A 16,694-nucleotide genomic window follows, 5' to 3' on the forward strand; every position below is an offset into this window, starting at 1 on the left:
AGCGCTCCCTTACGGACGCGTACGCAAGTGGTCTATCAGGGGAAACAACGGAAAAATTTGTATTTCCCCAGATAAGACGTCGGCTTAATTCCGATCGCGGACCTGATTCCCCTCGAACTTCCAGTCACCAAGACAACCCGTCCAGCCAGCACGCCCATGAACATTCCTATCCCAGAACCTCAAAGCCATGGTCCCAGCAAGGGGCGGAAATGAGAACTGCGCATCGGGATCACTGCGCCACATCGGCGCGAACACCTGCCACCGCGAAACCACACCCCTTCACTCCGGCGCGCTACGACCCAACCGCCCCACACCCGCGAAGGCCCTGCATTCTTCGGACCGCCGACGGGAACAAGCGCCGCCGCTCACCCAAGCACCCATCACCACCGGGACGATCACCGGAGGGCATTTCAACGTTCGCGTGAAAGCGTGGTCGAGGATGAATTTCGACCACGACCAGGTGCCCTCTGGGGGGAACTATAAACGGACACAACAAGATTTTGTCATCTGAGGCAGTTGGGCCAGTCTGCACTGATTGGTGGTCTCAGAAGGGGCGCGTATGTCACGCCCAAGCCTTTCTGGGTTGAAGCCCTGTGCTTCCCGAGAACGGTCGCCAGAATCCTGGACGTCAAAACTGTCAGCGCGTTAGCAAACCGTTCAAGTCCGACATTGGCATTGACCGTGCCTTCTGGCTCGCTTTCATCATGCCCGCATTGGGCCCGAACGGTTACACGTTAGCTGGGTTGGCCACGGTGCGCCCGTTGGCCTAATACTGCGTGGGGATTTCGTGAATGGACCCACGTCGCGCGGGTCGACCGGTCATGTACTAATCGTATAATTTTCTTATGGATAACCAGTTGCTGTCGTTGTGGCTGCCCCTCATGCTGGGTGCGCTACTGCTTGGCGTGGCCGGGTGGGTGTTGCGGGATGCCCGGTCTCGTGAAAAGGAGCGCCGGCCCGTGATTGTGACGGTCTTAGGGCTCACCGTGGAGAGCCCGCGTGATTGGGCTGCGCTGTGTCTGCTGCTGTTCGCGTTGACGTTCCCGCTCTACCTCGTCGCCAGACGGGCGCGTAGCTAAACCTGCTGATCCCGGCCCTCTCCCTTTTCAGGGCAAGGGTTTTGCGTGCGCCGTCCACGGAGCAACATTCCGGGGCGCTCCTACTTTGTCTACGTGTCTGTAGTTGTCCAGCTTGGCGGTAGACGCACGGCGCACCGAAACCAGAGTGGTGTAGATGGGATGTTGGCGGTGGTCATGTTCCACAGGGGAACGCTGAGTAGGACGGTTACCGGTAGGGGATGTATCGAGGCGTAATCGCTGAAGTAGATTGTATAGTCGGGGTATGGTGGCGATCCGGGAGGAACCCGACTGCGGTAATGCTCCGCGGAAGACGATTGTGCGCGATCTCGTGGTGGCACTTGCGGTCAAGGACGTCGACTTTGTTGCATCCCTGGTAACTAATGATGCTTCATGGGCCCTCGTCGGGGAGCAACATCTGGTGGGAGGACCTGCCGTTGTGGCTTGGGTATCCGGGCTCCCGTCGGTCAGTGCAGTGGTTTTCGGCTCGCTGCTTACTCACGGGCGTGGAGCAAGTGTCGACGGTGTCCTTGAGTTGAGTGACGGTACGAAAATGGGTTTCTGTCATGTTCTGCGTTTCGCTGGCGCGGGCAAGACGGCGAAATTGGTTGGCGTGAATAGTTACGTCATTGACATCGGTGCGAACTAACATCATCCCTTTGAAAGAAACTGCCGGACTTGCCGACCGTTGCTTGTAGCACGCTCGGACGGAGTCCAGGCATGCTTAGGCCTGGGCGGCGAGGTTTCGAGGTACGGCCGTTCCCAGAGCAGGAACCTTGAACAGACACAACGTCGTCGCGAACTCGACCCTGAGCGGTCGTTTATGACCGGCTGCATAGCAAACAAAGTGATCCCGGTTGGCGGCCAGAAAGGATTGCCTAGCGGGTTTTTGCGTCAATCTCGGCTCGCCGTGCAGTGACGATGCTCTGCAGGGCGATATCAGGTAGCTGATGCTCCGCAGAGTAGTGGATGCTTCCGGTCGTCGTTTCGAAATTGGCCAGTACATTGAGATTAGCTGCCACAACTGCGCCACTGTATGGGTAGAGCGCCAGAAACTTCTTTGCCCGCACTGTAGCGATGAGGCCTTTACCCCGGTAGATGAGCGCGGCCATGCCGTAGCTCGTGCCCTCCTGGGCCTCGGGCACGATCTCGCGCGCGATCTTGTAGACACGTTCGAGGGCGGCACGATCGGCACCGTCGATCGTGCTCAGATATGTGATGACTGCTGTTCCCATGATCTGATCGTACTACCGCCATCACACAACAAACCCTGCGCATCCCGCCCTCCAAAACCACGATGACGGCCGCACGAATGCCCAAGGCCGGCTTCGCGGTTCATCCGTGTCCGCTCGGGAACGGCTTACGGATAATTCCTGGCCGGCTCAATGTCGGACGCGGAGCACCGTGATTTCAGCGGGTTCCGATGACGAGTCGTTCTCGGTTGAAAGCTAACGAGACCGCCCCCCATCCGAGCACGTCGAACAAGACCAGGGCTGCTGCGTAGCACAGAGCAAGGCTGGGCGTCGCAGGGATGATGTTGAATGCTACGAGGGCGATGACCACCACCGCCGGAAGACTAGCGAGCATGCCCAACTGTTGGGAGACCCGGATGTCGTTGGACTTCGCTGAAATGAACATGCCGATCCAGATGGTCCAGGCGGCGATGAGTGGCGTGAACAGCACTTGAGCGAGGATCTGAGGCCAGTGCAGGACGGCGGATGCCACTGCGGGGTTAGTGAAAAGCGCAATGCACGCCACGAAGCCGGCGAAGACCAGGTAGGCAACGCCGACGGAGGGCAGGAGCGAGGCGAGCGCTTTCGCGAGAACGAACTCGTTGCGGCGAACCGGCGTGGTAAGCATCGGCTCCAACGTGCCCTGTTCGCGCTCTCCCACGACTGCGTATGCCGCGATCAACACTGGCGTCAGCGCGGGGATGCCGAGCAAGTACAGCAGCAGGTGCTCGTGTCCGATGGGCCCCGCCGCCGAGGCAGTGAGCCCGAAGGCGACGACGAGCGGCTGAATGAGGAAGATCACGGGGATGGCCGACATGGCGAAGATGATGGAGGGTCGGCGACGGAACTCCCGTAGCTCCTTGCGGAAGATTGCCCGCACGCGTCTGACTCTCACTTTCATTCGTGTCCCCCCTCGCGCTTGCCATCGATGAGCTTGAGGTAGACGTCCTCCAGCGAGGCTCGTTCCTCGGCCATCGAGATGATGTCGGCTCCGGCAGCCACGAGAGCCCGCGCTGTTGCCGGCGCAGCAACGACTGGATCGGTCACGGTCAGGACGTAGTGCTGGGGACCATCTTCTCGCCAGCCCGTCACCGAGGGCAGACCAGTGAACACTCGCCCGCGGTCGAGTAGCGGTGACAAAGTCTGGATGGCCAGCGTCGTCGCGAACAGTTGCTCTCGCAGTTCGTTTGGCCGACCGATCGTCTGCAGCGTCGTGTTAAGGATCGCGACACGATCACAGAGCCGTTCGGCTTCCTCAAGCCGGTGTGTGGTGAGGAAGATCGTCACACCGCGCTGACGGAGTTCGCCGATGAGATCATGAACGTCCCGCGAGGCTACCGGGTCGAGACCGGCGGTCGGCTCGTCAAGAAAGAGCAGCTGGGGTTCGCTCAGCAATGCCCGGGCCGGGGCGACCCGCTGACGCATTCCCTTCGACAGCAACCCGCACAGGTCCCGTGCGCGACTCGCCAGGCCCACAGCCTCGAGAACGCCGTCCACGCGAGAGGCTGCAGAGCACACGCCATACAGGTCAGCGAAGCATTCAAGGTTCTCCCGGATGCTTAGCCGCAGGTAGAGCCCCGGCGACTCGGGCATCACGGCGATGCGCCCGCGGATCTCCTCGCCATGTTCTGGACTCAGGGGCACCCCGGCGACGATCGCAGAGCCGGATGTCGGAACGATCAGCGTGCTGAGGGTTCGCACCAGCGTGGTCTTCCCCGCACCATTAGGACCGAGGAAGCCAAAAACCTCACCAACGGTGACGTCGAACGAAACATTCTCGAAAGCGGTGCGGTCGCCGAATCGGCGGCCCAGCCCCACCGTCGAGAGGGCGAGTCTGGCTCGATCCGGACTAACCACCTGTGATTCCGTCTCGCCGATCGAGGCAGCTAGTGCTTGAATCTCGGAGTGAAGCCAACGCAACTCGCATGCAAAATCATATCGCGTCGGCTGCCCGAGTTCTAGGTGGAAGTGCAACAGGTGGGTGTGGCCTGCATGGAGCATAGCTCGCCGAAGACTTCAGCGGAGGGGCCCAGCCGAGGATCTTGCGGGGTCGGTCGTTGATCTCGGCGATGATCTCGTTCAGCTCGGCCTGGGCGAGGTTGGTGAAGCTGGAGCCCATGGGCAGGTATTTGCGGATCCTTCCGTTGAAGTGTTCGTTCGTGCCGCTGCCATGCGGAGTAGGGGTCGGCGAAGTAGGTTGGCACCCCGATCGTGTCGGCGAGGCGGTGATGGAACGCGAACTCGGATCCGTTGTCCGCAGTCACAAAAGCGACCGCTTGGACGGACAGTTGCCGGTAGAAGGACAGCTGCCCATCCAGGGTGGCCTGCGCAGTCGGGCCGGGGAGTGTGGCCGCGTGCAGAAACCGGGAGACGCGTTCCACGGTGGTGTGCAGGGCGCCGGTGCCGCGAACCCCCAGGACACTGTCAGATTCCCAATGCCCGAACTGAAGTCGGTCCTCGACCTCGGCCGGGCGGGCATGGATGGAGGTGCGCCATCTGATCCGCTCCGAGTGCACCCGCCGGCCCTTCTTGTGTCCGCGCGGCAGGTACTGCCACAGTTGTCGATGCCGCCGGGCAGGGTCATAGATCCAGGCGTAGATAATCTCCGTACTGGCCCGCATGGCCGCGTCATTGGGGAACTCTACCGCCAGGCGGCCGGAGATCTCCTGCGGGCTCCAACCTTTCTCTAACCGTTGGATCACCCAGTCGACCAACCGGTCGTGGCGCATCCGATACGGCTGATGCGAGGCGCCCGCACGTGTCACGGCCCGCAACTGGGCTTGAGACCTCAAACACAAGCATTCTTTGGGGCCACGGGTATCCAACCGGTTCCGCTAGTACGGGCGTAAGTTCGCGTGGTCCTGCTCGGGCTGCCACGCCCTACGGGTCAACTCCCGGGTAATCGTGGAACGATGCACCCCGATCTCGCGGGAGATCTGCGCCTCGCTGGCCCCCTTCTCGTACTGTGTTTGGATCTGGATCCGGTCATCAAGCGCCAAATGTCGGTATTGTGCGGACAAGGAAGTGCAACCCCTCACGATGTGAACTCAACAACCACACCCTAAGGGTGTTGCACTTCCGCCTAGAACTCGGGCTGAGGTGGCGTCCCCGGGCGCGCCCGGCAATTTCGCGTCGCATGAATTACGAGACGCCTCGATAACGAGACAGTTCGGCGCCACGGATCGTCCCGCTTGCGGAACGGCGAACGGACGCAGGAGATTGAGTGCGCTTCTCGATCGGGTGTCGCTGATTTAGGTGGGTGTGTGGGCAACAACAGCTGTGCCGGAGATTCGATCGTAGGGTGTCCGTCCTGAGCCGATGAACAGTGAGACAACGTATGTGGTTGGCAGAACGTAGGCAATGGCAGTCACGATCCAGATAGAGAGTGGAACGAAGCCTGTCGCGCTCGTGTCGACGATCCCATACGCGGCTGCATGACCAATCGTCCACGGCAAAGTTATCTTCACGGCGTTGCGAAGGAGTGCGCGTTTCATGGATATGCGCTGTCCCGTTGCGACGTTGATGACAATCAGCTGACGAGCGCGCTTACCAAGGGTTGCTTCGCGAAGGCTTGATTCGAGCCCAGCCATTCCAAGGGTCACCGGGGCCACCAACACGAGTGTTGCTACGAGATTCAGTTCTACGGCTGACAATCCTCTTGTCACGCCGCTGAGGAACAAAGGAACCCCCGCGGCGGCAGTAATGGCCACCCATCCCAGGACCAGCAGCCAGTCAACGAGCCAAGCCGCCAAGCGTCTCCAGGGGTGTCGATTCACGTTTGCGAGCCTACCAGCGCCTCGCCATGGGACCGTCCACAAGCGGAACGGTCACCGAGGCCGTGACCTCAAGCGGGACTTTTTTTGGGGCTGCACCACGAATCCTTTTCTGCTGCGTACTGCCCGCTTAGGCTTGCAGGGTGATGGTTCGGGTTGGTCAGGCTCGGGGTCCGCGGTTGCCAACGGGTGTGCTGGTGACCGCGGGGGTGTTGGTGATCGCCCTGATGGTGGTCGCGGGGTGGTACGGGTTCCACCGCGACGAGTACTACTTCGTGGTCACCGGGCAGCATCCGGCGATCGCGGCGCCGGATAATCCGATGCTCGTTCCCTACCTGGCAGCGGGCTGGTACGCGCTGGTTGGCGCGAACTTGTGGGCGTTTCGCATTCTGCCGGCACTGGCCGCCGGCAGTTACGTGGTGCTTGGTGGGCTGATCGGGCGAGAGTTCTCGAGTTCGCGAGCGCACCAGCTCGGCGCGGCAGCAGCAACGGGGTTGCTCGCGATCGTGCTGGCGACCGGGCACCTGTTTGGGACCACCGTCTTTGACATGCTGGCAACGGCCGCGGCGTTGTGGATGCTGCTCCGGGCGTTACGCTCGACCCCGCAACGGTGGGAGCCGTGGATCGGCTTCGGTGTTCTGACCGGGGTGGCCATGGAGATCAAGGTGCTCGCTGCCCTGGTGATGCTGTGCTGCCTGGCCGGGATCCTGGTCCTTGGCCCGCGCCGGCCCCTGGCCAGCGCCAAGCCGTGGATAGCGGCCGTGATCGCATTGGTGTTGGCTGCACCCAACCTTTTGTGGCAGGCCGCCCATGGCTGGCCGCAACTGGTTATCGCCCAAGACATCGCCAGCGGCGGGTCGGGATCCTCGACGTCCCGTGCGGCTCTGATTCCGGTGACGGCGTTGGAGATCGGGCCGGTGATCTGCCTTGTGCTGGTGATCGGTGTGGTGCGGCTAGTGCGGATGCCCTGGCGGCGCAACCGGTACGGTTGGCTGGCTGCCGGTTTCCTGATCTTCCTGGCGTTGATGCTTGCCAGTGGCGGCAAGGCCTACTACCCGGCGGCATTTTACCCGGCGTTGATGGCGGCCGGGGCGGGGCCCGTGGTGGATTGGGTGAGTCGGCGGCCCTGGCGCCGGATCCTGGGTGGTTTACTGGTGGCCGTCTCGATCATCATCACCGTCGGTCTGACCCTGCCCGTGTTTCCGGTCGGCTCGGCCCTGTTTAAAGTGGGCATGGGCCCGAACCCGGACATGGGTGAGACCGTCGGCTGGGACGGCTACATCCGCACCGTGGCCACGGTGGCCGCCGCGATCCCGCCAGAAGAGCAACCGCACACGATCGTTCTGGCCTCCAACTACGGGGAAGCCGGCGCGCTTTATCTCGCCCGGGCCGGCGGCACCACACGACTGCCGCCGGTCTACTCCGGGAACAACGCCTTCTGGTACTGGGGTCCGCCACCGGAGTCGGCAACCGACGCCATCGTCGTCGGCGACTTCCCGGCAGCCCAACTGCACGCCTGGTACGCCAGCTGCACCCTGCGCGCCCGATTGCACAGCCCGTCCGGCGTCGGCAACTCAGAAGACGGCGCCCCCGTCCAGTGGTGCACCGGACACACAATGCCGTGGACCCGGCTCTGGCCCCAGGTCGAGAAACTCGGATAGCACGGATGGAGCCGGTCAACGACGGCCGGTGTGGTGAGGACAACTCGTCCTGGTTCGCAATGACGTTCAGGTGTCCGCCGCCATGTGTCCGGCGAGCCGGGCTGTCACCGGACTGTGTTTCAGGCAGCCCTGAAAGTGGGGCCGGGAGCGGATTCCGGCCCGGACAGGGTGCCACATCGGGATAGACCCCGGTCACGGGCGCGGCGTGCTGTCGCCGTAGTGGAGACCGATGAGGCGTTGGACGGTTTCGGTGACCAGCTCGTGCAGCGGAGGGCGGGGGAGGTGTGGCCGGTCGAGTCGTAGTGTGATTTGCCCGTGCAGGGCCGGCCACAGGAGTGCGCCCAACCGGTTCGGGTCGGTGTCGTCGTGTGTGGCTCCGGTCCGTTGACAGCGGCGGATCGCATCGATCAGTGACTCGTACGCGGTGCGGATTGGGGAGGCGGCACTCTCGTAGCTGCGGGTGAACAGGTCCGCGGGCAGGTCGGCTCCGAACATCAGCCGGTACTGGCCCGGGTGGGTGAGAGCGAAGTCGACATAGGCCAGGCAGCGGGCGGTGAGCTCCGCGGCGGGGTCGTCAATTCCGGCCGTCGCGGCAGTGCGGGCGGCGCCCAGGTCGGCGAAGGCGCGGTCGGCGACGGCCAGCTTGATCTCGTCCAGGTCCGCGAAGTGGAGGTAGACCGAGGTCGCCGCGACACCCGTTCGCGCGGCGACGGCGCGAATGGAAAGCCGACTGGCGCTGCCCGTCTCGGCGAGCAGGGCGCACGCGGCGTCAATGAGTTCCTCGCGGAGTCGGGCGCCCTCGCCGCGCGGATTGTTGCGGCGCCCACTCGTGGGCGGATCAGTACGACGGGTGGGCGTCTGCGTCATGAACGACACCTTCCTCGGGTCAGCCGTGAACTGGCACCAATATAACACAACAGTTGTGAGGCTACGGGCGTACACTAAATGATATGTTCCCGCGGAGGTGGGTCTGGATGAGCGAAAACGTGGGTTGGCTTTCGGGTGAGAATGAGGCCGCGCACGCCGCCGGGATGGCGCCACGCCAAGGGCCCCATCCGCAGCTCGTTCCCGGTTCGCGCGCGCATCGCTTGTTCCTCGCCCTTGGCCTGCTCGGCTCGCTGCTCTTCAATGCCACATTCCTGCTCGATGGCGCCCTCCGGCCCGGTTACGACCCGCTGAGCCAGCCCATGAGCGCCTTGAGCCTGGGCACCGGCGGCTGGGTGCAGGTCGCGAACTTCATCGTCTTTGGCGCGTTGACCTGTAGCTCGGCGGCAGGCTGGCGTGCCACCCTGGCACCGGGGGCCGGCAGCGGCTGGTATCCCGGGTTGAAGGTCTTTGCCGGTGTCATGTTGATCACCGCGGGGGTGTTTACCCAGGATCCGGGAGCCGGGTTCCCGCCCGGGGTCCCCGTCCCGGTCACCGCCACCGTGCACGCACAAATCCACACCGGTGCGGCCGTGTTGAGCCTGCTCGCCACGATCGCGAGCCTGCTCGTGCTGGCGTACCGGCTGCGCCGCGAGCCGCGCTGGCGCGGCTGGGCACTGTTCGCCGTGCTCACCGCAATGGCCATGATGGGGTTCCTGTCTGCATTCGGCAGCACCCTCGGCCATGCCGAGTTCGCCGGCATGTTCGAGAAACTCGCATCGATCACGCCGCTGATCTTCAGCGTCATCGTGATCTGCCGGTTGCTGCTCCACCACGGCAGGCTTGCACCCATCCCAGCATGTCCACAGGAACAGGAAAGACGATCATGAATTCCGAATCAACACCATTCCCGGCTGCCGACCCGCCCGCCACGCCCACAGCGGTCAGCCGCACCCCGTGGTCCTGGTGGTTGGTCGGCATCGTCGTGCTCGGCGCGTTGCTCACCGCAACGGGTGGGCTGCTGGCCCTCCACCCCGCAGGAGAATCCCTCCACACCGCGGGGCAGAGCTACGCCGACTACTTCCTGACCCGCAATCTGGCCATGGCCGTGACGCTCTTGCTCATGCTCGCCCTTCGGGCGCGACGCGCCCTGACCGCACTGATGCTACTGACCGCGCTCATCCAGGTCCTCGACGCGATCACCGCCTCCTTCACCGGGCGCCTCACACTGGTACCAATCGACCTGGTCTTCGCCGCAGCCTTCCTGCTCGGTGCCACCCACCTGGCGGGGCGGCCACTCTGGCGAGCCACCACCTGGCACGACACGGACTCCAGCGGCCCATAGTTGCGAACCAGGCAGTCCACAACAAATCAATCGCCGACCGACTTCTCCCCTGGCGGGCGACAACACAACCCAGCACGGACGCCACTAATAGCGATCCCGCGCGTGGTCAGCCCGTAAGCCAGTCGGAGACCGACCCGTGGATTCATGCGCGCGCTGGGGCTGAAAAGTCGCACAATTGCGCTTTCACCCCGTCCGGAGTCAACTACCCACCCCTGTTGTGTTGACCGCTCTATGCCCCCTTGGGCTGCCAGATCGCGAATCGGTTACCGAGCGGGTCAAGGAGCTGCGCGAACTCGATCCGCCCATTGTCAACCAACGGGAGCGCAACCGTTGCACCGAGCGCTGTCGCTTTGTCGATTGCCGCGGGCACATCGTCGACGTGAACGTAGAAGATCGCCCAGTTCGCACCGCCCATCCCCGAAGTATCCCAAAGGCCGCCTTCGTCAGTGTTGACCATGCTGTATTGGGCCGGGGAGGACGGAGGACCCACTTCCCAACCGAACAGTCCCGAGTAGAAGGCCTTTGATGCCTCCGGATCGGGTGAACCTATCTCGAAATAGTCGACTTCGTTTGACATCTCAAATCCTTTTCCTAGGTGAAGAATTCTTCCGGTGAATCCGAAACGTTGCCGTTGAGCCCCACGATGCCCCGAACCCACCTTGCACACGCGCGTTGGTGCTACGCGTCTCGAACCACCTCGCACGCGATCATCATTCTCCGACCATGTACGCCGCGTCAAGGGACGAGCCGCCGCATTTGTCATCAAAGACGCAAGTGGCCGGGCTTGGCTCGACCCTGGCCACAGCCACGGATCGCTTGGAGGGAGGCCCGAACCTTCAATGGCTCGGCAGCCGAACTACGTGCGTTCCGTGAAGGATTTCCTCCCCCGTGAATCCCGTAGGGAGAACGGTCTGCGGGACGGTGAGCATTGCAGCTTGCGCGAACGGATCGGTGGGGAAGCGGCGCTGACCGCCACGGTCGACACGCTCGTGCACGCGTTCAGCTCAGCCTGCCCTGACTCCACACATCGCGTACCTGTCAGTCCCTGCGGAGGCCCAGCGCGGCTTCGGCGCCCTGCAGTCGAATAGCTATCGTCGGGGGGCGGGTGGTGTGCGGAGGTGCCCCAGCTTCTGTAGGGCGAGGCTTACGGTGGCAGCTGCGAGGGCGGCACCGAAATAGAGTGCGCCCAGGCCGCTGACCGTCTGATGTGTAAGCAGTGAGTCGTGGAATGCGAAAGTCACAGTCCCTGCTGTGAACGCCACAACCGCGGTGATCAGCCACGCCGGTGGTGTAGCTCGGCGTGGTGGGACAAGAAGCAGATAGGCGCCGATCACGACGACGAAAGCGAACAGGCTCCCGGCGAGGAAGACGAAAGAAAGAATCACCAGCGGCGCCGGGTAGCACTCAATGACTACCTTCGCCGCGACGAAAGGCAACGCAAGAAGAACAGCGAGTATCCCTGCCGCAGCAATAGGCTGCGTTCGAACCCGCGTGATCACCCGGGCGTCCGTCCAACGCACTACTGCCAGCGCCCAGCCGCGGTCTCGCCCCAGAACTCCTGCTGCACGTACGCCGACAGCGACGGCGTCAGCGAGCCAGTCAGGCTGTGAGGCAGCACGTCCCAAGAGCATCACCCGACGAGACGCGCGACGCACCAGCATGAGCGCCGTGATTGTGAGCGCGGTCAACACGGTAAGCGCAGCCAGCTGCAATCCCGTCACTGTTGTCCAGCTCGCACGGTGGCGGCCCAGGGCCACGGCGACCCATTCGGCCAGCTCGGTAGCCAGGCAAACACCGAGGGCTGCTCCCGCCACGCGCAGCACGTCCACCAACCGCCGCACCGGTAAAAGTTCATATCGGCGGCACAGCTGCACCCGCAACACACCGAGGGCCACCAGAAGCGGCAGGAGGACGAAATCGAGTGAAACCAAAACATCGTATGGATCATCCTGCCACGGCTGGCGCAAGGCCAGCGCCGGCGTCTCCTTACTCACCACCGTCACCGCAGCGAAAAGGCACGCAAGCGCGAGCGAAGCGAGAATGACTAGCCCGGCCCGGCGACGCACCGGTTCACCAACCGCCAAATCTGTCCCTTTCACAACAACATCCTTGCACCGCAAACGACAAAACGACCAACGATAACCTGCGATTGCAGGTACCGGACCGCGTTGAGTCGTCCCGCAGACCGAACCTTGGCTGGGACATTTGGGAGTGATTGAGCGACCGACTACCTGAGTTCTCGTGTGGACAGCGAAACCATGACTTCGGTTGGTGCCACGTCATAGGCTGTGGCGTGGGTTCCGGACCAGTTGAGTCCTACGAGAATTCCGTCGGCGTCGAGTCCAGGAAGCCACCTTGAACGCCATTCGCCGAGGGCAATCGAAACGACTGAGAATTCCTTGTCAGCGTCCAGGGAGGTGGTGATTCTTTCAGCGCGGCTCTTTGCAGACCAGAATGGCATGCTGCGGTGCCCGTCGCTATTGCGAGGGGCTGGGTATCCATTCGCATCGCTAGTGGCCCAGACCGTCTGAAAGCCAAGTACTTCGTCGTAAAACGCGCTTGCATGTGCGGCACTGATTCCCGTGTGAACATCGTGCCACGTGCACTGCCGGTAACAGCGCCTCCGAAGGACCGATGTGGAACGGCCTACGGACACTCAAGGTTTGTCGTTTCGGCATACGTGTGTCTGTCTTGTGGCATTTCAGACGAGCCCGCGGGACCTCTCGGGGGCGTTCATGTGGAGCTATTCCCCTGATCACCTGCGGCGTCTGCGGCGGCCTGACGGCCAGCGCGTTGGCCGTGGCGGGCGATGAGCATAGTCAGGGCCATCGCCACAACGAAAGCGGTGATCGGCAGGATCTGGTTCCAGTTGTACGCGGCTGAGAAGGTCGTGGAGGCGATGATCAGGGCCGTGGCGCCGGCCTGGAGGAGGTAGATCACGGTCCAGATGATGCTGATCTGGTACATGCCGTGGCGAAAGGCCGGGTAGGCGTCCCACATTTTGTCGAACGCGGACATACCTTCACGGGTCCCGTCCGTACCGTAGCGCTGGGCGAAATAGAACACCACGGGCGAGGCATCAGAATACAGGACAGCCCGAACACCAGACCCACCAGCGCCGTGATGGCGCAGTCCTTGTACAGCAACACTTTCGGATCCGTTCTGCCCACCACCGCCGCCACCACCGCCGACAGCGCGACGAACGCGAACATTGCTGCTGAAGCGCCGCTGAACTTCCTCGAGCGGGCCCAGACCACCACCGCCCCGAGCAGCGGGGCGATGCTGCCTGCCAGGTACGCGGCAACGTCATTTCCGCTGATGCCCTTGGCGAGGTGGAAGAGCCCGATGCCCCCGCCGACCTCCAGCACCGTGACAGCGATGTTGAAGACCACGCCTTTCTTCCCCGGGTGTTCCCTCAACGCCCGTGCGATCCCCTCATGATCTGTCTGTTCCACTGGTACACCTCTGTTTCGTCTGTCTTCATACTCCACCGTCGGACGGCTTCCTTGACAGAGCCTGTGTCACAGATCCGAACTGACAATTCTCACGCGAGTCGCGAGACGCGCATCGACGGCCTTCTCAGATATCGTCAGGCAATACGTGGATTGGTGACGACCATCCAGCTACAAGGTAAATCGTCCACATGCGACCGTCCCTTTCGCCGAACGCGCCCTGGCCCAACTCCTTGCCGGGGACGGCACTCCGAAACAGATGAATACCGCCCTGCCCGGCATCCACCAACGCCTACCTCGGTGACCTTGACGAATACCGGGCAATCACCCGGAATCCGCTCCACCAAGGCGGACACATCACCTACGAAGCCCTCCAAATCACCATTACCCTCTATGCCCCCGACAGCGCATGCGCAGCCCGCGCCCTGACTCTTCTCACCGAAGAACTCACCAACACCCCAGCGCGCCTGCCCGGTGACCACCGCCCACTTGCATACCAAATCTCAACAAAGACTTCAACAACGAACCGGCCCGTATTTCAGGAGGCCTGAGACTCGCTTCGCACCCTTCCGCGACCCCCGCCAGCAGTGCATACTTGGCCCATGCAACTACACCCAATCATGTATGTGCCGGACCAGTACGCTGAGCGCGAATTCTATGAGCGGTTCGGATTCGAGCGTCACTACGAGGGCGACGAATTCCCGGGTTTTCTTGCCATCCGGAACGGTGACGCCATCATCGGGCTACAACGGGGGACATCCGAGCATCCGGTGTACGCCGAGGGGTTGCGGTGGCAGTTCGAAGTGGCGACGATCAAAGAGATCGACGAGGTGATCGCCACGTGCACTACTGACAATCTTGACCACGAAGTTCACGTCGAGGAAGATGGCGTGCGATTCCGCACCCGATGCGTCATCGTTCGTTCGCCAGCCGGCGTCGCGGTCTGGTTCGAGGGGCCTAACGAACTCTGACTCTGACACGAAAATTAGATTTTCCTTTCCCACAGCGGGGCGAAGCCCCTGCACAACTGACCTGCTCGCGACGGACAGCGGGATCAAATGCCTCACGCCGGCCCGCCCGGGACTGACTTATCCGTGTAAGCGGGGGAAACGTATGCACAACGCGCACCGGAAATCCGTTTAGGGGTCGGAAACCGACCCCGTGGATTGATGCGAGCGCTGGAGGTGAAAAGTCACACCCTGGTGGTTCCAGAGGGCAATCTCCTGGGGTTCGGCCTCCTTCGACCTATTTGCCCAGGTCTCACCGCATTGAGGAGTGGCGATTGCGAGAGGTTTCGGAAGCTCACAGAGTACAGCGCACCGTGCGTTGTACTCTGTGAGTTCAGCCTGACTTGGTGAGGGATTAGCTTCTCGGGTCACTGTCGTCGGCCAAGAAATCCATCAGCGGTTGGACTAGCCGGTCGGGGGCGCTATTAGCAGTGTTGTGGCGGGCCTTAGTCACGACGAGTCGTTGCGCGTGTGGCAGCACTTCCATCAGAGCATCGCAGGTCTGGCTGAAGTAGGTGGAGCTGTGCGAGCCAGTGCTAAGGAGTACCTTCGCCGTGATGTCTGCGTAAAAGGTGGCTGGCTCTTCATTCTCAAGAATCCGCTCGATCTCTGGTTTGAATGTGTGGATGAGATCTTTCATCCTCTTCCCGTAAACGCTCTTCAGGAATGCTGCGACCATGAATCGTTGCAGCCAGACTGGAATGTTTTTGGGCGCCTCATCGGGGTTGGCTGCGGCCCCAACGATAGAGATGGCGGTGATGATGTCGTCGTCGTCGAGCGCCATTTGGAAATCGTCGAGGTAGCCCTTCGGTACGTCGATACCTTCGATGGCAAGCGCTGCATCATAGGTTGCAACATGGGTGATGGGTAAGGTGCGGGCGGCTTGGAATGCGATGAACCCTCCGCCGCTGTGGGCGAAAATGCGGGACGCGCCGGTTGCCTTCATTACTGCCGAAAGGTCTTCAATGTCGGTGCCGACGGTGTCGTTACTGTGCATCGGTTCCGAGTTAGGACGCCCGCGTCGGTTGTAGAGGTGAACGGTGAACCGGGGCGAGAGCCTGTGCGCAAGCATCATGTACTCGATCGAGGATGTGCCGCCACCATGAAGCAGCACCAGGTCCGGCCCCGCACCAAGGGTTGCGACGGGTATCTGAACATCTCCAGCACCTGTCACATGCCACTTCTTTGCCTCAAGGTTTTGCTTGGCCATTTTCGCCTTTCAGGCTCACAATAAATACTGCTAACGATGTTTACAATATATCATTGGAGCATGCCAGACGAAAGCGTGATCCCCCCAATCCCCGTGAGCCTCTGGTCTCGCCCTATCCGAGGGGCCCGAGGACCAGCGCCCCTCCATTCGCGGCAGAGTATCGCTGAGGCGGGAATCAAAATTGCCGACGACGAGGGGTTCGAGGGCGTGACGATGCGGGCGATCGCACGGACTCTAGGAACTACCGCTCCCGCACTGTATAGATATGTGAGTTCGCGGGAAGAGATTATTGAACTCATGGTCGATGCGGCCATCGGAACCCCGGAGCAAGTGGAACCCGGCACCACTTGGACTGAAGCCATGCTCAAACTTGCCAACGTGCAGCTGGCTCATCATCAAAGGCATGGATGGCTCATCCATGCCGCCCTGGAAGCCAAAAACTTCGGGCCCAATACTCTCGTCTGGTTCGAGAGCTACCTTCAGGCGATGGAAAAGCTGGCAGTTCCTGCACGGGCGAAAATGGAACTAATCGGGCTTGTGACGGGGATCATCTCGCTCTTCGCGCAACAACACCAACAGTCTGCAAGTTCCACGTTTCCTTTTGACCTGCTCTCTGCGGAGCGCCATCCGTACCTTGCTGCAACCCTGGGTGAACCCAGCAGCGCGCCTGACCCGGTGGGATTGTTTGACCGCACTATTCTTGCCCTGTGCACTGGGCTGACTAGTTCCGCGAGCAGCTAGAGGTCGTCCTCTGGTCTTGACTAAGGCACGGAACAAGATCAACGGGCGAAAGCCGTTCGAGCCGATTGCTTCACCAGCACCCAAGAAGTCCGTCCCAAATTTGGGAGAACAACCGACGATCGATTAATGCAGACCGCTCCAATCGTTGAGGCGGCAAAGGGGCGCTAGCCGTGGAGGATGCCAATCCAGCTACACTGGCAAGACAGCCAAGGGCATCATCCCGCAATGACGATAACCAGCTGGTGATTCAAGAATGTCCCGTAAGCGTTCCAGTGCCGCTGCGCGCCGTGGTGGTCGAAAGTTGTTGCCGGGTCGCCTGTGCTCTGGTCTTCA

Annotated in this window: 18 protein-coding genes and 1 pseudogene; 8 read left to right on the plus strand and 11 right to left on the minus strand. The window is 62.0% G+C overall.

Annotated elements, in window-relative coordinates; genetic code table 11:
* The first annotated feature begins 845 nt into the window (after nucleotides 1-845).
* Entirely contained in the window at nucleotides 846-1,079 is a 234-nt protein-coding gene (locus CVV68_RS21510) for a hypothetical protein (RefSeq protein WP_146238991.1), read from the plus strand.
* A gap of 262 nt (nucleotides 1,080-1,341) precedes the next feature.
* Nucleotides 1,342-1,725 carry a hypothetical protein gene (locus tag CVV68_RS24030; protein WP_110503039.1) on the plus strand — a complete coding sequence of 128 codons (384 nt, stop codon included), beginning with the start codon at nucleotides 1,342-1,344 and terminating at the stop codon, nucleotides 1,723-1,725.
* A gap of 229 nt (nucleotides 1,726-1,954) precedes the next feature.
* Here the strand turns inward: CVV68_RS24030 and CVV68_RS21520 are convergent, their stop codons facing one another.
* The 5 genes and pseudogenes from CVV68_RS21520 to CVV68_RS21545 all read right to left on the minus strand — a co-directional run bounded on the left by CVV68_RS21520 (nucleotide 1,955) and on the right by CVV68_RS21545 (nucleotide 6,084).
* Nucleotides 1,955-2,311: an iron chaperone gene (locus tag CVV68_RS21520; RefSeq protein WP_110503040.1), complete on the minus strand. Its 357-nt coding sequence runs from the start codon at nucleotides 2,309-2,311 to the stop codon at nucleotides 1,955-1,957.
* 175 nt (nucleotides 2,312-2,486) lie between these two features.
* Nucleotides 2,487-3,188 carry an ABC transporter permease gene (locus tag CVV68_RS21525; protein WP_170133296.1) on the minus strand — a complete coding sequence of 234 codons (702 nt, stop codon included), beginning with the start codon at nucleotides 3,186-3,188 and terminating at the stop codon, nucleotides 2,487-2,489.
* 17 nt (nucleotides 3,189-3,205) lie between these two features.
* Nucleotides 3,206-4,165 carry an ABC transporter ATP-binding protein gene (locus CVV68_RS21530; RefSeq protein WP_170133297.1) on the minus strand — a complete coding sequence of 320 codons (960 nt, stop codon included), beginning with the start codon at nucleotides 4,163-4,165 and terminating at the stop codon, nucleotides 3,206-3,208.
* A gap of 101 nt (nucleotides 4,166-4,266) precedes the next feature.
* Nucleotides 4,267-5,328, minus strand: a pseudogene (locus CVV68_RS21535) (IS30 family transposase).
* 231 nt (nucleotides 5,329-5,559) lie between these two features.
* The gene (locus CVV68_RS21545) at nucleotides 5,560-6,084 is read right to left on the minus strand and encodes an RDD family protein (RefSeq protein WP_110503045.1); all 525 of its coding nucleotides are present in this window, start codon (nucleotides 6,082-6,084) and stop codon (nucleotides 5,560-5,562) included.
* 188 nt (nucleotides 6,085-6,272) lie between these two features.
* Between CVV68_RS21545 and CVV68_RS21550 the strand changes: the two genes are divergently transcribed.
* On the plus strand, nucleotides 6,273-7,742 hold the full coding sequence (locus CVV68_RS21550) for a glycosyltransferase family 39 protein (protein WP_211320956.1): 1,470 nt from the start codon (nucleotides 6,273-6,275) through the stop codon (nucleotides 7,740-7,742).
* Nucleotides 7,743-7,934: 192 nt separating this feature from the next.
* On the opposite strand, the gene CVV68_RS21555 is transcribed toward CVV68_RS21550, so the two are convergent.
* Nucleotides 7,935-8,609 carry a TetR/AcrR family transcriptional regulator gene (locus CVV68_RS21555; protein WP_110503047.1) on the minus strand — a complete coding sequence of 225 codons (675 nt, stop codon included), beginning with the start codon at nucleotides 8,607-8,609 and terminating at the stop codon, nucleotides 7,935-7,937.
* A 107-nt stretch (nucleotides 8,610-8,716) separates the two neighbouring features.
* Between CVV68_RS21555 and CVV68_RS21560 the strand changes: the two genes are divergently transcribed.
* Entirely contained in the window at nucleotides 8,717-9,496 is a 780-nt protein-coding gene (locus tag CVV68_RS21560; RefSeq protein ID WP_170133301.1) for a DUF998 domain-containing protein, read from the plus strand.
* Nucleotides 9,493-9,951, plus strand: a complete 459-nt coding sequence (locus tag CVV68_RS21565; protein ID WP_110503049.1) for a hypothetical protein — start codon at nucleotides 9,493-9,495, stop codon at nucleotides 9,949-9,951. The genes CVV68_RS21560 and CVV68_RS21565 overlap by 4 nt, the downstream gene beginning before the upstream one ends.
* Nucleotides 9,952-10,180: 229 nt before the next feature.
* Here the strand turns inward: CVV68_RS21565 and CVV68_RS21570 are convergent, their stop codons facing one another.
* The 4 genes from CVV68_RS21570 to CVV68_RS21585 form a co-directional block, all read right to left on the minus strand.
* Nucleotides 10,181-10,528 (minus strand): VOC family protein, encoded by a 348-nt coding sequence (locus CVV68_RS21570; RefSeq protein WP_110503050.1) that lies wholly within the window; start codon nucleotides 10,526-10,528, stop codon nucleotides 10,181-10,183.
* Nucleotides 10,529-11,039: 511 nt separating this feature from the next.
* On the minus strand, nucleotides 11,040-12,050 hold the full coding sequence (locus CVV68_RS21575) for a hypothetical protein (RefSeq protein ID WP_110503051.1): 1,011 nt from the start codon (nucleotides 12,048-12,050) through the stop codon (nucleotides 11,040-11,042).
* A 128-nt stretch (nucleotides 12,051-12,178) separates the two neighbouring features.
* On the minus strand, nucleotides 12,179-12,607 hold the full coding sequence (locus CVV68_RS21580; RefSeq protein WP_245933719.1) for a DUF2750 domain-containing protein: 429 nt from the start codon (nucleotides 12,605-12,607) through the stop codon (nucleotides 12,179-12,181).
* Nucleotides 12,608-12,684: 77 nt separating this feature from the next.
* Complete coding sequence (locus CVV68_RS21585) at nucleotides 12,685-13,020, minus strand: DUF3159 domain-containing protein (RefSeq protein ID WP_170133302.1); 336 nt, start codon at nucleotides 13,018-13,020, stop codon at nucleotides 12,685-12,687.
* Between the two features lie 66 nt (nucleotides 13,021-13,086).
* On the opposite strand from CVV68_RS21585, the gene CVV68_RS21590 reads away from it, so the two are divergent.
* Both CVV68_RS21590 and CVV68_RS21595 read left to right on the plus strand, forming a co-directional pair.
* On the plus strand, nucleotides 13,087-13,392 hold the full coding sequence (locus CVV68_RS21590; protein WP_146238993.1) for a hypothetical protein: 306 nt from the start codon (nucleotides 13,087-13,089) through the stop codon (nucleotides 13,390-13,392).
* A 613-nt stretch (nucleotides 13,393-14,005) separates the two neighbouring features.
* Nucleotides 14,006-14,374 carry a hypothetical protein gene (locus CVV68_RS21595; RefSeq protein ID WP_170133303.1) on the plus strand — a complete coding sequence of 123 codons (369 nt, stop codon included), beginning with the start codon at nucleotides 14,006-14,008 and terminating at the stop codon, nucleotides 14,372-14,374.
* A 391-nt stretch (nucleotides 14,375-14,765) separates the two neighbouring features.
* On the opposite strand, the gene CVV68_RS21600 is transcribed toward CVV68_RS21595, so the two are convergent.
* A complete protein-coding gene (locus CVV68_RS21600; protein ID WP_110503055.1) occupies nucleotides 14,766-15,620 on the minus strand; it encodes an alpha/beta fold hydrolase in 855 nt (284 codons plus the stop codon).
* A 60-nt stretch (nucleotides 15,621-15,680) separates the two neighbouring features.
* On the opposite strand from CVV68_RS21600, the gene CVV68_RS21605 reads away from it, so the two are divergent.
* The gene (locus tag CVV68_RS21605; protein WP_170133304.1) at nucleotides 15,681-16,361 is read left to right on the plus strand and encodes a TetR/AcrR family transcriptional regulator; all 681 of its coding nucleotides are present in this window, start codon (nucleotides 15,681-15,683) and stop codon (nucleotides 16,359-16,361) included.
* The last annotated feature ends 333 nt before the right edge of the window (nucleotides 16,362-16,694 follow it).

It is taken from the genome of Arthrobacter livingstonensis, assembly GCF_003219815.1.
Classification (GTDB): domain Bacteria; phylum Actinomycetota; class Actinomycetes; order Actinomycetales; family Micrococcaceae; genus Specibacter; species Specibacter livingstonensis.